We start from the raw sequence: 12,447 nt of genomic DNA, 5'->3' as shown, positions 1-12,447 counted from the left end.
ATATGGCTCGTTTGCAAGAATTCTACAAAGAAACAGTCGTTCCGCAGCTTACTGAAAAGTTCGGCTACAAGTCGATCATGGAAGTGCCGCGCATCGAAAAGATCACCATCAACATGGGTGTAGGCGAAGCTGTGGCCGATAAGAAGGTCATGGAACACGCCGTTGGCGACCTGACCAAGATCGCCGGCCAAAAGCCCGTTGTGACCCTGTCGAAGAAGTCGATCGCCGGTTTCAAGATTCGTGACAACTACCCCGTCGGCTGCAAGGTTACCCTGCGCCGCGAGCGGATGTTCGAATTCCTGGATCGTCTGGTGACCGTGGCCATGCCACGTATCCGCGACTTCCGTGGTGTGTCTGGTAAGTCTTTCGATGGCCGTGGTAACTACAACATGGGCGTCAAGGAACAGATCATTTTCCCGGAAATCGAATACGACAAGATCGACGCGCTGCGTGGTATGAATATCACCATCACGACGACCGCGAAGACCGACGAAGAAGCCCGTGCGCTGCTCGCCGCGTTCAAGTTTCCGTTTAAGAACTGAGGTTTGCCATGGCTAAACTTGCTTTGATCAACCGTCAAAAAAAGCGCGAGAAGCTGGTGGAGAAATTTTCCCCAAAGCGCGAGCAGTTGCTGGCAATCATCAATGACCAGAACCTGAGCGACGAAGAGCGTTTCGCTGCCCGCCTGAAGTTGCAGGCTTTGCCGCGTAATGCTAATCCGACTCGCCTGCGCAACCGTTGTGCTATCACCGGTCGTCCGCGTGGCGTGTTCCGTAAGTTCGGCCTCGGCCGTAACAAGTTGCGTGAGATTGCCATGCGTGGCGAAATCCCAGGCGTCGTCAAGGCCAGCTGGTAAGGAGATCACGAATGAGTATGCATGATCCCATCGCCGATATGCTGACCCGCATCCGTAACGCTCAGCGTGCGGACAAGCCGTCGGTAACGATGCCTTCCTCCAAGCTGAAAGTAGCCATTGCTACCGTGCTCAAGGATGAAGGTTATATCGAAAACTTCGCTGTTAGCGGCGATGAAAAGAAGCCCCAGCTCGATATCGAGCTCAAGTACTACGCGGGTCGTCCGGTTATTGAGCGCATTGATCGTGTCTCCAAGCCAGGTTTGCGTATTTACAAGGGTGTGGACGACATTCCCAAGGTCATGAACGGCCTCGGTATCGCCATTGTCTCCACCTCCATGGGTGTGATGACTGATCGCAAAGCACGCGCCCAAGGTATCGGTGGCGAGCTCTTGTGCTACGTGGCGTAAGGAGCTGAGTAATGTCCCGTGTAGCTAAAAACCCTATCGTCCTGCCGGCTGGTGTCGAAGTCAGCATCGCCGCAGGCGCGATTGTAGTGAAGGGCCCGCTGGGCTCGGCTTCCCGTCCTCTGGACGCTGCTGTCGAGATCAAGGTCGAGAACAATGCCCTGGTTTTCAAGGCTGTTGACGAGAGCAAGCATTCCCGGGCTATGTCCGGCACCATGCGCGCCCTGCTCAACAACATTGTGACCGGCGTTTCCAAAGGTTTTGAGCGCAAGCTTCTGCTGGTCGGCGTGGGCTATCGTGCCCAAGCCCAAGGCGAGCTGCTCAACCTGACCCTTGGTTTCTCGCACCCTGTTGCCCACAAGATGCCGGCTGGTGTCAAAGTTGAAACCCCATCGCAGACCGAAATTCTGCTGAAGGGCGTAGACAAGCAGCAGGTTGGTCAGGTCGCCGCTGAAATTCGCGCTTATCGTCCGCCAGAGCCTTACAAGGGCAAGGGTGTTCGCTATAGCGACGAAACGGTGACCCTGAAAGAAACCAAGAAGAAGTAATCGAGGCTGAAATCATGGACAAGAACGAAACACGTCTGCGCAGGGCCCGCAAAACCCGTGCCCGTATCGCTGGCTTGAAAGTGGTGCGCCTGTCGGTTCATCGCACCAACAGCCATATCTACGCCCAGGTCATCGATGAGACCGGTGGCAAGGTGCTGGCCAGTGCGTCGTCGCTGGAAGTTGATTTCCGCAAGGAAGTCAGCAACGGTGGCAACACGACCGCGGCAGCTGCTGTTGGTAAGCGCATCGCCGAAAAGGCCAAGGCTGCCGGCGTTACCGCCGTCGCCTTCGACCGCTCGGGCTTTCATTACCACGGTCGCGTGAAAGCGCTGGCCGACGCGGCGCGCGAAGCCGGCCTCGAATTCTAAGGAGTCAAACATGGCGAAGTCTGAGATCGAAGACCGCGGCGATGGCCTGCGGGAAAAGATGATCAGCGTCAACCGCGTCACCAAGGTGGTGAAAGGTGGCCGGATCATGGGTTTCGCCGCACTGACCGTGGTCGGTGACGGTGATGGTCGTATCGGTATGGGTAAGGGCAAGTCCAAGGAAGTGCCCGTAGCCGTACAGAAAGCAATGGAAGAAGCCCGTCGCAAGCTGGTGAAGATCAGCCTGAAGAACGGTACCGTACAGCATGCTGTGATGGGTAAGCACGGTGCTACCACCGTGTTTATGCAGCCCGCTGCCGACGGTGCCGGTATCAAGGCTGGCGGCCCGATGCGTGCGGTATTCGAAGTGATGGGCGTAACCAATATTTCGGCCAAGTGCCACGGTTCGACCAATCCTTACAACCTCGTTCGCGCTACCTTGGATGCATTGTCCAAGCTGCGTAGCCCGGCTGAAATCGCTGCGAAGCGTGGCAAGGCTATCGAGGATATCGTGGGAGCCGAGTCCAATGGCTAATGCTCGCATGATTAAAGTAACGCTCGTCAAGAGCTTGATTGGCCGTCTCGAAGCACACAAGGCGTGTGCTCGTGGTCTGGGTCTGAAGAAAATCAACCAATCGGTTGAGGTTATCGACACCCCGGAAAACCGCGGCATGATCAACAAGATCAGCTACCTGCTGAAAAGCGAGAGCTAAATGGAACTGAATACGATCAAGCCCGCTGAGGGCGCTAAGCACGCTTACAAGCGCGTTGGCCGTGGCATCGGTTCAGGCCTTGGCAAAACTTGTGGCCGTGGCCACAAGGGTCAGAAGTCCCGTTCCGGTGGTTTCCACAAGGTGGGTTTCGAAGGCGGTCAAATGCCTTTGCAACGTCGCCTGCCGAAGCGTGGCTTCAAGTCCCTGACCAAGGGCCTGACCGCTCAAGTGCGCACGGGTGATCTGAGCCGTTTGCCGGTTGATGATGTCGATTTGCTGGTGTTGAAGCAAGCCGGCCTGGTGCCTCACGGCGCTCGGGCTGCCAAGCTGATCCTGGCCGGCACTGTCGAGAAGGCTGTCAAGCTGCGTGGCGTACTGGCGACTGCCGGTGCCCGTGCCGCATTGGAAGCTGCTGGCGGCAGCATCACTGAATAAAGCTTGAGATAAGGCGATATACGTGGCAAATCCTGCGATGGCCAGTACCGCGAGCAAGTTTGCGGATCTGAAAAAGCGAATTTGGTTCCTGATCGGAGCCCTGATCGTTTATCGCATTGGCGCGCATATCCCCATCCCCGGTATTGATCCGGTAGCCTTGGCCAAGCTCTTCGACATGTCGAAGAGCGGGGCCGGGCTTTTGAACATGTTCAACATGTTCTCTGGTGGGGCCTTGTCGCGTGCGACGATTTTTTCAATAGGGATCATGCCCTACATCTCCGCTTCCATCATCTTGCAGCTGGGCTCGGAAGTCGTGCCGCAGTTGAAGGAGATGAAGAAGGAAGGGGAGGCCGGACGGCGTAAGATCACTCAGTACACCCGCTATCTCACGGTTGCGATTGCAACGGTGCAGAGTTTTTCCGCGGCGAGCTGGGTTGTCTCCCAGAATTTGTTGATTCCAGGCGCGAACGTGTATGAGTTTTACACGACCGCGATGATCTCCCTCGTTACAGGCACGATGTTCCTGATGTGGCTGGGCGAGCAGATTACCGAGCGTGGTCTGGGCAATGGCATCTCGATCCTGATTTTTTCGGGTATCGCGGCTGGCATTCCCTCGTCGATCGGGCAGGTGCTGGAACTGACCAGTCAGGGCAACCTGTCTGCCTGGGCTGTCTTGCTTCTGGGTGCGGGCGCGATATTGCTTATTGCCGGTGTGGTATTTGTGGAACGCGGTCAGCGTAAGGTCTTGGTGAACTACGCCAAGCGCCAGGTTGGTAACCGGGTCATGCAAGGCCAGAGTACGCATTTGCCGCTTAAATTGAACATGGCTGGTGTGATTCCGCCGATTTTTGCTTCGAGCATCATTCTTTTTCCCGCGACGCTTTTTTCGATGAGCGGGAATTGGGGTTCGTTCTCGTGGCTCAAACGGGTGGGTGACATGCTGCATCCAGGCCAACCACTGTATGTGCTGCTGTACGCGGCTGCGATTATCTTCTTCTGTTACTTCTATACCGCCTTGGTGTTCAATCCCAAGGAAACGGCAGACAATCTGAAGAAGAGCGGTGCCTTCATTCCGGGAATTCGTCCGGGTGATCAAACCGCGAAGTACATCGAGCGAGTAATTTTGCGCTTGACCCTGATCGGTGCGGTCTATATCACCACCGTCTGTCTGATTCCGGAATTCTTGTTGCTGCAGTCGAAGCTTCCCTTCTACTTTGGCGGTACGTCTCTCCTGATCGTGGTAGTGGTGACGATGGATTTCATGGCGCAAGTTCAGTCTTACTTGTTGTCCCACCAGTACGAGAGTTTGCTGAAGAAGGCGAACTTCAAGGCTGGCTAAACAACAGGCTTGCGGCTAACGATAGGTAACCCGTACGAGTCATGTAGAAGATCGGCGTTGTAACGCTTAGATTTTTTCTATTCGAAATGGCGCGTCTTTTATTGAAAAGGATAGAGCGATGCGAGTTCAAGCTTCGGTCAAGAAAATCTGCCGTAACTGTAAGGTCATTCGTCGCAATCGTGTTGTGCGCGTGATCTGTACTGATCCACGGCACAAGCAACGTCAGGGTTAAGCTGCGCGACAGTTGTCGTCGGCTAGTCTTGGTGCTAGAATCCGCAACTTTTAAATTTTGGGGTAACGAGAATCATGGCCCGTATTGCTGGGGTAAACATTCCCAATCATCAGCATACCGTCATTGGCCTTCAGGCCATTTACGGAATCGGACAGACTCGCGCCAAGGCTATCTGCGCTATCTCCGCTGTTCCTGCCGATCGTAAGATCAAGGACCTGACGGATGCGGAGATGGACAAACTGCGCGAAGAAGTCGGCAAGTTCACGGTAGAGGGCGACCTGCGCCGTGAGATCACTATGAGCATTAAGCGTCTGATGGACCTAGGGTGTTATCGCGGTCTGCGCCATCGCAAGGGCTTGCCCGCGCGTGGTCAGCGCACTAGGACGAACGCGCGTACCCGTAAGGGCCCGCGTAAGTCGATAGCTGGGAAGAAGTAAGCACTTAAGGAATAGCAATGGCTAAAGCAAACACAGTGCGTGTACGGAAGAAAGTCAAAAAGGTCGTATCTGAAGGGATCGTGCATGTTCACGCTTCGTTCAACAATACGATCGTAACCATCACCGATCGTCAAGGGAATGCACTTTCTTGGGCTACCTCGGGCGGTGCTGGGTTTAAAGGCTCTCGGAAGAGTACACCGTTCGCGGCTCAGGTAGCTGCGGAGCATGCTGGTAAAGTTGCCCAAGAATACGGTGTAAAGAACCTCGAAGTGCGTATCAAGGGACCCGGCCCCGGCCGCGATTCCGCTGTGCGTGCGTTGAATGCGCTGGGCTTCAAGATTACCAGCATTTCCGACGTTACCCCCGTACCGCACAACGGCTGTCGTCCGCCGAAAAAACGTCGTATTTAATTCCGGAGACCCGAGATGGCACGTTATATCGGACCGAAATGTAAACTTTCGCGCCGCGAAGGCACTGATCTATTTCTGAAGAGCGCTCGTCGCGCTTTGGATAGCAAGTGCAAGCTGGATAGTAAGCCTGGTCAACACGGTGCCAAACAGCCCCGTCTTTCCGGCTTTGGTGTACAACTGCGTGAAAAGCAAAAGATCCGCCGTATTTACGGCGTTCTTGAGCGTCAATTCCGCCGTTACTTTGAAGAGGCATCCCGCCGTAAGGGCTCCACGGGTGAAAACCTGCTGAAGATCCTTGAAGCGCGTCTCGATAACGTCGTGTATCGCATGGGCTTTGGCTCTACCCGCTCCGAAGCTCGGCAGCTGGTCAGCCACAAGTCGATCACCGTCAATGGCGTAGTGGTCAATATCGCGTCTTACCAGGTCAAGGCCGGTGATGTGGTGTGTGTGCGTGATAAATCCAAGAAGCAGGTTCGTATCATGGAAGCGCTCGCGCTTGCTGAGCAAATCGGTTTCCCGGGTTGGGTCAGTGTCGATGGCAAGAAGATGGAAGGCGTCTACAAGAGCGCTCCAGAACGCAGCGACCTGTCCAGCGACATCAACGAGCAGCTCGTCGTCGAGTTCTACTCGAAGTAATAGAGCCGTTTTGATGCGGATAGCCGCTCGTTTCGATAAAGGGATTGATTGTTTATGAGCAATGCGAATGACTTGCTGAAACCACGCAATATTGATGTGCAGGCATCGTCGCCTACCCAGGCGCGTGTCGTGATGGAGCCATTCGAGCGTGGCTACGGTCATACGCTCGGCAATGCATTGCGCCGTATCCTGCTGTCGTCCATGCCTGGTTACGCTCCTACCGAGGTAAAGATCGAGGGCGTGCTGCACGAGTACTCCGCGCTTGACGGTGTTCAGGAGGATGTCGTCGATATCCTTCTGAACCTCAAGGGCGTGGTGTTGAAGCTGCATGGTCGTGGCGAAGCATTGTTGACCCTGAAGAAAGATGGCGAAGGCGTAGTCAAGGCCAGCGATATCGAAGTCCCTCACGACGTCGAAATCGTCAATCCTGACCATGTGATCGCCAATCTCTCCGCGGGCGGCAAGCTTGCCATGGAGATCAAGGTCGAAAAAGGCCGTGGGTACCAACCCGCGGTGGTGCGTCTGGACAAGGAAGAGGGCCGTAATATCGGTTCCATCCTGCTGGATGCTTCGTTCAGCCCAATTCGCCGTGTCAGCTACGCGGTCGAGAGCGCTCGCGTCGAGCAGCGCACCGACCTCGACAAGCTCGTTATGGAAATCGAGACTAACGGCGCAATCGAGCCGGAAGAAGCGGTGCGTTTCGCCGCTCGCGTCTTGGTCGAGCAATTGGCTGTCTTTGCTGATCTGCAGAGTACGGAAGTCGAACCTGAGGCGCCTCGCGCTCCGCAGGTCGATCCAATTCTGCTCCGCCCGGTTGACGATCTTGAGCTGACCGTACGTTCGGCAAATTGCCTCAAGGCTGAAAACATTTATTACATCGGTGACCTGATCCAGCGCACTGAAACCGAACTGTTGAAGACCCCGAACCTGGGCCGCAAGTCTTTGAACGAAATCAAGGAAGTGCTTGCCTCCAAGGGTCTGACGCTCGGGATGAAGCTGGAAAACTGGCCGCCGGTCGGCCTGGAAAAGCCTTAATCCAGGCTGGAAAGACAAGGGATAAAAACCATGCGTCATCGTCAAAGTAATCGCAAACTCAATCGCACGACGAGCCATCGTCTCGCGATGCTGCGCAACCTGGCCAACGCACTACTGAAGCATGAGGTCATCAAGACCACATTGCCTAAGGCCAAGGAATTGCGTCGCGTAGCTGAGCCTTTGATCACCTTGGGCAAGCAGGAGCGTTCGGTCGCCAACCTGCGTCTGGCTTTCGATCGCACCCGCGACCGCGAGCTGACCCTCAAGCTGTTCGACGTTCTCGGCCCACGCTACAAGAGTCGTAACGGCGGCTATCTGCGTATCCTCAAGTACGGTTTCCGCCAGGGCGATAATGCGCCGATGGCGTTGGTCGAACTGGTTGATCGTCCAGAGACCGCTGAAGTGGTTGAAGCCGCGTAAAGCGGGTTCAGCTAGCAAAAAGGCCAACCCCAGGGTTGGCCTTTTTGTATTCAGGCATCGCTCGCATTACCGCTGGGTAATACCTGCTCCGGAGGCGGAGCGGGCGGATGGGCGCCATACCATTGCCAATCTTTCTGGGCTTTTTTGGTAGCCTCGTGGCTGATATGGGTCGCCTTTTCGAAGCCAAGCCCAATCAGTGCCGCGACGGACTGGTAGTCGTCCGGTAGCGCCGTATTGTCCCAACCGGAGGCGGAGTGCCTCGCATAGGCGACAGCGGTTGCGACGGTGCGTACCCGTGGATGTTCGGCGTGACGTTCATCCATCAGCATTTTCAGGATAGGTGGCAACTTCCAGGCATCGATCAAGGCCATTTGCAGTTCGATAAGCGGAAATCCCAGCACCGTCTTTTGCACCAGCGAACTGCGCAAGCGGTGGTCGCGCTGTTGCATGGCGCGAATCCGCAGCATCAGCTTGGGCGCAAAGCTGGCTACCAGCACCTCGGCGCTGTCCCGCAGCAGCGCGGCAGTCATTACTTCACTGCTGTCGATATCATGACGAAAGCCGCCCCAGGTGTCGGCGCAAACGGCGGCATGGTAGGCGCGCTGCAATACTGCCCTGACCGTGTCGAGCGCATGCGGTTGCCCATGCAATAGATTCTCCACTGTCTCGGCGTCGGTAAAAGCGCGCAACAAGGGGTTCACCCCAATCATCAGAATGGCGCGATCCACGGTGGTGACATCGGTGAGTTGGTGGGCCGAACGATGCTGCTGTAAATAACGCAAGACTTGTAAGGCCAACAAGGTATCGTGCCGTACGATGGCGGCCAAGTCGTGGACGGTGGCATCGTCCCCTTTTTCGCCCAACTGTCGCAGCGCATTACGGGTATGCGCGAGGATGGGGAGGGCGCTTGCCTCGAACAGGCGTATCCAGGCATCGATGCTTGCAAGTGCTTGTTCGATCATGCGAATCTCCCGCTTTCAGTCTAGCGGCAGAAGGCTAAGGTCGCCAGGCTGCGGTTATAATCGATGCGGCTTCAATGGAAAATCAAGTATATGGCAAGCTACGCGATCGGTGATGTGCAGGGGTGTTACCAGGAATTCATGGCCTTGCTGCACCGCGTGGCATTCCGGCCGACTTCGGACCGGCTCTATCTGGTGGGGGATCTGGTCAATCGCGGCCCGGACTCGCTATCGGTGTTGCGCTGGCTGTATACGAACCGCCACTGTGCCCGGGTGGTCCTGGGTAACCATGATCTGCACTTGCTGGCGGTCCACGAGGGCCTGGCCAAGACCAAGGGCAAGGATACCCTCGCAGCCGTACTGGAAGCCCCTGATGCGCCATTGTTGATGGGCTGGTTGCGCGAGCAGCCCTTGGTGCGGCAGGAGGGCCGGCATGTGTTTGTCCACGCCGGTCTGCTGCCGGCCTGGACGGTTGCGCAGGCCCGCTCGCTATCCGGCGAGGTTGAGTTGCAGCTTTCCGGCGATAGCTATCGGCTCTTTCTGCAGCATATGTACGGCAATGTACCCAGCCATTGGCAGGACGATTTGGCGGGGTGGGACAGGCTACGCTTGGTCGTCAATGCCTGCACGCGCATGCGCATGGTGGATGAAGACGGTGGGCTTGCCATGGAATTCAAAGGCGAGCCGGCCCAGGCGCCGGATGCCTTGCGGCCCTGGTTCGATGCGAGCGAGCGGGCGAGTCGCGACAACACCATTGTTTGCGGTCACTGGTCCGCATTGGGCTTGTTGGTACGAGACGATGTGGTTGCGCTGGATACCGGCTGCGTCTGGGGCGGCAGCCTGACCGCCATCAGGCTGGAGGATGGCCGGATATTTCAGGAGCCCTCTCGTCAAGCAAGGACGGATGATTGGCAATAAGCTCGCGGCGACGCACCACCTCGCGGATGTGCAAGTGCGCCTGGGTGGCCAGTTCGCGGCGGTTCCATTCGCCTGCCGCCAGGCTGGGGCAATAGCTCAGCTCGGCTGTCAGGCCGGGTTCCGCCACCAGCAGCAATAGCGATTCCAACAGACTCATTTCGCCCACATAGGCGGCCGCCTTGCTGCGGTGTCCATCCCGGTCGTAATAACATAGCGCGACGGGTATTACCTGCGCGGCGGCTTCGATGGCGGGTTGCAACAGGGAAGCGTTGAAATTGGCGACATCGTCGCCCTCGGTGGTGCTCCCCTCGGGAAAGACCGCGATGCAATCGCCGCCAGTCAGGGCGGCGCTGATCAGGCGGTTTACCCGAACCGTGTCATGGCGGCGTTCGCGGGTAACGAACAGGGTCCCGGTGCGATGGGCAATCCATCCGGCCACCGGCCAGTCGCGCACCTCGGCTTTGGCGACAAAGCGCGAAGGCGTCGAACTGTTCATAACGAAAATATCGAGCCAGGAAATATGGTTGGCCACCAAGATCGTATTGTGCGGCATAAGGCCGGGCGGACTACCGTGGACACGGACTTCCACGCCGAGAATGCGGCACAGGCGGCTGGACCAGCGCACGATCGCGCGGGCGCGGCCCATGGCATTACGCCGGGGGAAGAACACGGTAGCTTCCAACAGTCCGGTGAGCAGATGCAGGGTAAGGCGGGCAAAGCGCCACGCTTGAATAAGGCGGGATGTTTTCATAGCGACAAGCCGCCAGTTTAACTTTTCCGGTGACGACTTGTCTGCGAAACCTGCATCGGAAAACGTCAAGCCGACTGCCTCCGGAAGGGTGGCGGCAAGGCGTTTACCCGGGCCTTCATGCTTCCGCGTGCATAAAGTGGCGGGCGTAGCGTTGATTCATGCGGCTTAGGGGCAGCAGCACCAGCACATCGGCGGTATTGAAATCGGGATCCCAGGCCGGGTCGCCGCATACGTAGGCACCGAGGCGCAGATAGCCCTTCAGCAGGGGCGGGATGTCAACGATCTGCTTACCGTCCAGCGCATCCAGTGGCAGCGGACAGCGGGGGAAGACGCGCCACTCGACCGGCGACATCGATTTCTGCTGCAGCTCCCGATAGATGCTGGCTGCCATATGGCCACCGTCGGCCATGCTGATGCTGGCGCAGCCGACCAGGTAATCGCAGCGATTGCGCTGCATATACTCCGCCAAGCCTGCCCACAGCAGTGCGATGGTTGCGCCATTGCGGTAATCGGCGTGTACGCAGGAGCGGCCCAGCTCCACCATGCCCGCACGCAGGTGTTGCAGCCGCGTCAAATCGAACTCGGACTCGGAGTAGTAGCTACCCAGGCGCAGTGCTTGCGAGGGGGGCAGGATGCGGTAGGTGCCCACCACCTCATTGCTGGCGTCGTCGCGCACTACCAGGTGATCGCACCAGGCATCGTATAGGTCGATATCCAGGCCAGGTTCGCGGGTGCTCAGGCGGGCGCCCAGTTCCTCGGCGAATACCTTGTAGCGCAGGGCCTGGGCGGCGCGGATGGTCTCCTTGGTCGTTGCCAGGGAAACGGAAAGTTTGCGGTGTCTGCCGCGTGCCGGCTGGCTGTCGAGTTGCAGCATGGGCTTGCCTCCTGGGTGATGAATCAGGAAGCAAAATTAGAGAGCTGCGATGACGACAGGGTGACCGCCGGATGAAGGATTTTTTACAGCGCTTAATTCACCGGTTCATCCGGATCGGGCAAGGGTTCGCCAGCAACACGATACTGCTCGTTGGCCCACTGACCCAGGTCCATCAGTTTGCAGCGTTCGGAACAAAAGGGGCGCCAGGCATTGTCGATTGACCATGCTAGCAGCGTGCCGCAAGTGGGGCAGGGCACTTTACGAGGTGTGGCGGTAGTCATCAGAGATTGCAGAAGGCCAGCACGAAATCGACATCATGTTCGCATTGCTTTGGCCGGTCGGAACCGACCGCAGGCGTGACGAAGCGGATATTGATAGCGTACTTGTTGGCTGAAAGTTCGGGGACGTAGGGAAGTTCGGCGGAGACGGACAGCTTGAGCAGCTGCACCAGCTTGCCGCCCGACATCTGCTGAAAGGCACCCGCCTTGGCGGTCAGTGGCACGACCTTCGCACTATTGCGCAGGATGCGCAGCACGATATCGATGCCGTCCTTGATGGACAGCATGGGCGCCAGCCAGCCATTGAGTTCGTGCCGGCGCTCTTCGGCCGGCCGTTGCTGCCAGTAGTGGTAGGAGGGCAGGTCGAATTCGCACACGCCGCCGGGAATGCCGGAACGCTGCTTGATCGCCATCAACCACTCGTTTTCGCGCAGGTGCTGGGCGAACTTGCCGGTCGGCTCCAGCAGACGGCCGTGCGTATGCTCGATATCGGCCAGGACCATATCGAGTGCTTCTTCCGAAATCTGAGGATTGTCGCGTAGTGCTTCCAGCGACTGCCGTTGTCGTTCCAGTTCCTGTAGCAGGTCGGATTTCAAGTCGGCGCGACCGGCCACCTCCATGATCTCGAACAGGCATAACAGAGCAACGTGGTGCTCCAATGCATGGTCGCGACCGGCAAAGAAGGCGGCGCGATCGTACAAATCCTCAAGTCGCAGGAGCGTGCGGATGCGTTCGTTAACAGGGAATTCGTAGCTAATCACTTTGGCCGAGGCTGCTTGCGCTGTATTAGCGGCCAATTGTGCAAGATAAGCTTTGTTTTGACAAATTAAATAAGAC

General features: G+C 57.2%; 21 protein-coding genes. 16 read left to right on the top strand and 5 right to left on the bottom strand.

Annotated elements, in window-relative coordinates; all coding sequences use genetic code 11:
• Positions 1-2: 2 nt before the first annotated feature.
• From rplE to rplQ, 15 genes are all read left to right on the top strand, one after another.
• A complete protein-coding gene (rplE, locus tag FNU76_RS08340) occupies positions 3-542 on the top strand; it encodes a 50S ribosomal protein L5 (RefSeq protein ID WP_144277770.1) in 540 nt (179 codons plus the stop codon).
• A gap of 8 nt (positions 543-550) precedes the next feature.
• A complete protein-coding gene (gene rpsN, locus FNU76_RS08335; protein ID WP_144277769.1) occupies positions 551-856 on the top strand; it encodes a 30S ribosomal protein S14 in 306 nt (101 codons plus the stop codon).
• 11 nt (positions 857-867) lie between these two features.
• Positions 868-1,263, top strand: coding sequence for a 30S ribosomal protein S8 (gene rpsH / locus FNU76_RS08330; RefSeq protein ID WP_144277768.1), 396 nt, complete (start codon positions 868-870; stop codon positions 1,261-1,263).
• Positions 1,264-1,274: 11 nt separating this feature from the next.
• Positions 1,275-1,808, top strand: a complete 534-nt coding sequence (rplF, locus tag FNU76_RS08325) for a 50S ribosomal protein L6 (protein WP_144277767.1) — start codon at positions 1,275-1,277, stop codon at positions 1,806-1,808.
• A gap of 14 nt (positions 1,809-1,822) precedes the next feature.
• Positions 1,823-2,176 carry a 50S ribosomal protein L18 gene (rplR, locus tag FNU76_RS08320; RefSeq protein ID WP_144277766.1) on the top strand — a complete coding sequence of 118 codons (354 nt, stop codon included), beginning with the start codon at positions 1,823-1,825 and terminating at the stop codon, positions 2,174-2,176.
• Between the two features lie 10 nt (positions 2,177-2,186).
• On the top strand, positions 2,187-2,708 hold the full coding sequence (gene rpsE, locus FNU76_RS08315) for a 30S ribosomal protein S5 (protein ID WP_144277765.1): 522 nt from the start codon (positions 2,187-2,189) through the stop codon (positions 2,706-2,708).
• Positions 2,701-2,886 (top strand): 50S ribosomal protein L30, encoded by a 186-nt coding sequence (gene rpmD, locus FNU76_RS08310; protein WP_144277764.1) that lies wholly within the window; start codon positions 2,701-2,703, stop codon positions 2,884-2,886. The genes rpsE and rpmD overlap by 8 nt, the downstream gene beginning before the upstream one ends.
• Complete coding sequence (gene rplO / locus FNU76_RS08305; RefSeq protein WP_144277763.1) at positions 2,887-3,321, top strand: 50S ribosomal protein L15; 435 nt, start codon at positions 2,887-2,889, stop codon at positions 3,319-3,321. It begins immediately after the preceding gene.
• A gap of 22 nt (positions 3,322-3,343) precedes the next feature.
• On the top strand, positions 3,344-4,660 hold the full coding sequence (secY, locus tag FNU76_RS08300; RefSeq protein WP_144277762.1) for a preprotein translocase subunit SecY: 1,317 nt from the start codon (positions 3,344-3,346) through the stop codon (positions 4,658-4,660).
• A gap of 118 nt (positions 4,661-4,778) precedes the next feature.
• A complete protein-coding gene (rpmJ, locus tag FNU76_RS08295) occupies positions 4,779-4,892 on the top strand; it encodes a 50S ribosomal protein L36 (protein WP_072428311.1) in 114 nt (37 codons plus the stop codon).
• A gap of 74 nt (positions 4,893-4,966) precedes the next feature.
• Entirely contained in the window at positions 4,967-5,329 is a 363-nt protein-coding gene (gene rpsM, locus FNU76_RS08290) for a 30S ribosomal protein S13 (protein ID WP_144277761.1), read from the top strand.
• A 17-nt stretch (positions 5,330-5,346) separates the two neighbouring features.
• The gene (gene rpsK / locus FNU76_RS08285; protein ID WP_072428309.1) at positions 5,347-5,739 is read left to right on the top strand and encodes a 30S ribosomal protein S11; all 393 of its coding nucleotides are present in this window, start codon (positions 5,347-5,349) and stop codon (positions 5,737-5,739) included.
• Between the two features lie 15 nt (positions 5,740-5,754).
• Positions 5,755-6,375: a 30S ribosomal protein S4 gene (rpsD, locus tag FNU76_RS08280; RefSeq protein ID WP_144277760.1), complete on the top strand. Its 621-nt coding sequence runs from the start codon at positions 5,755-5,757 to the stop codon at positions 6,373-6,375.
• A 54-nt stretch (positions 6,376-6,429) separates the two neighbouring features.
• A complete protein-coding gene (locus FNU76_RS08275; protein WP_144277759.1) occupies positions 6,430-7,410 on the top strand; it encodes a DNA-directed RNA polymerase subunit alpha in 981 nt (326 codons plus the stop codon).
• Positions 7,411-7,440: 30 nt separating this feature from the next.
• Positions 7,441-7,830: a 50S ribosomal protein L17 gene (gene rplQ / locus FNU76_RS08270; protein WP_144277758.1), complete on the top strand. Its 390-nt coding sequence runs from the start codon at positions 7,441-7,443 to the stop codon at positions 7,828-7,830.
• 50 nt (positions 7,831-7,880) lie between these two features.
• Here the strand turns inward: rplQ and FNU76_RS08265 are convergent, their stop codons facing one another.
• The gene (locus FNU76_RS08265) at positions 7,881-8,792 is read right to left on the bottom strand and encodes an HDOD domain-containing protein (protein WP_144277757.1); all 912 of its coding nucleotides are present in this window, start codon (positions 8,790-8,792) and stop codon (positions 7,881-7,883) included.
• A gap of 90 nt (positions 8,793-8,882) precedes the next feature.
• On the opposite strand from FNU76_RS08265, the gene FNU76_RS08260 reads away from it, so the two are divergent.
• Positions 8,883-9,707 carry a symmetrical bis(5'-nucleosyl)-tetraphosphatase gene (locus FNU76_RS08260; RefSeq protein WP_144277756.1) on the top strand — a complete coding sequence of 275 codons (825 nt, stop codon included), beginning with the start codon at positions 8,883-8,885 and terminating at the stop codon, positions 9,705-9,707.
• Here FNU76_RS08260 and FNU76_RS08255 read toward each other — a convergent pair.
• The 4 genes from FNU76_RS08255 to zapD form a co-directional block, all read right to left on the bottom strand.
• Positions 9,640-10,458 (bottom strand): lysophospholipid acyltransferase family protein, encoded by an 819-nt coding sequence (locus FNU76_RS08255; protein WP_144277755.1) that lies wholly within the window; start codon positions 10,456-10,458, stop codon positions 9,640-9,642. The two genes, FNU76_RS08260 and FNU76_RS08255, sit on opposite strands and share 68 nt — an antisense overlap.
• 115 nt (positions 10,459-10,573) lie before the next feature.
• Positions 10,574-11,332: a GNAT family N-acetyltransferase gene (locus FNU76_RS08250; protein ID WP_144277754.1), complete on the bottom strand. Its 759-nt coding sequence runs from the start codon at positions 11,330-11,332 to the stop codon at positions 10,574-10,576.
• Positions 11,333-11,424: 92 nt separating this feature from the next.
• Positions 11,425-11,613, bottom strand: coding sequence for a DNA gyrase inhibitor YacG (locus tag FNU76_RS08245; protein WP_144277753.1), 189 nt, complete (start codon positions 11,611-11,613; stop codon positions 11,425-11,427).
• On the bottom strand, positions 11,613-12,371 hold the full coding sequence (gene zapD, locus FNU76_RS08240) for a cell division protein ZapD (RefSeq protein ID WP_144277752.1): 759 nt from the start codon (positions 12,369-12,371) through the stop codon (positions 11,613-11,615). Before zapD ends, FNU76_RS08245 begins: the two co-directional genes overlap by 1 nt.
• Between the last annotated feature and the right edge of the window lie 76 nt (positions 12,372-12,447).

The sequence above is a fragment of the Chitinimonas arctica genome (assembly GCF_007431345.1).
Lineage (GTDB): Bacteria > Pseudomonadota > Gammaproteobacteria > Burkholderiales > Chitinimonadaceae > Chitinimonas > Chitinimonas arctica.
The sequence above is the reverse complement of the archived record's forward strand: the minus strand, read 5'-3'. Positions and strand labels throughout refer to the sequence as shown.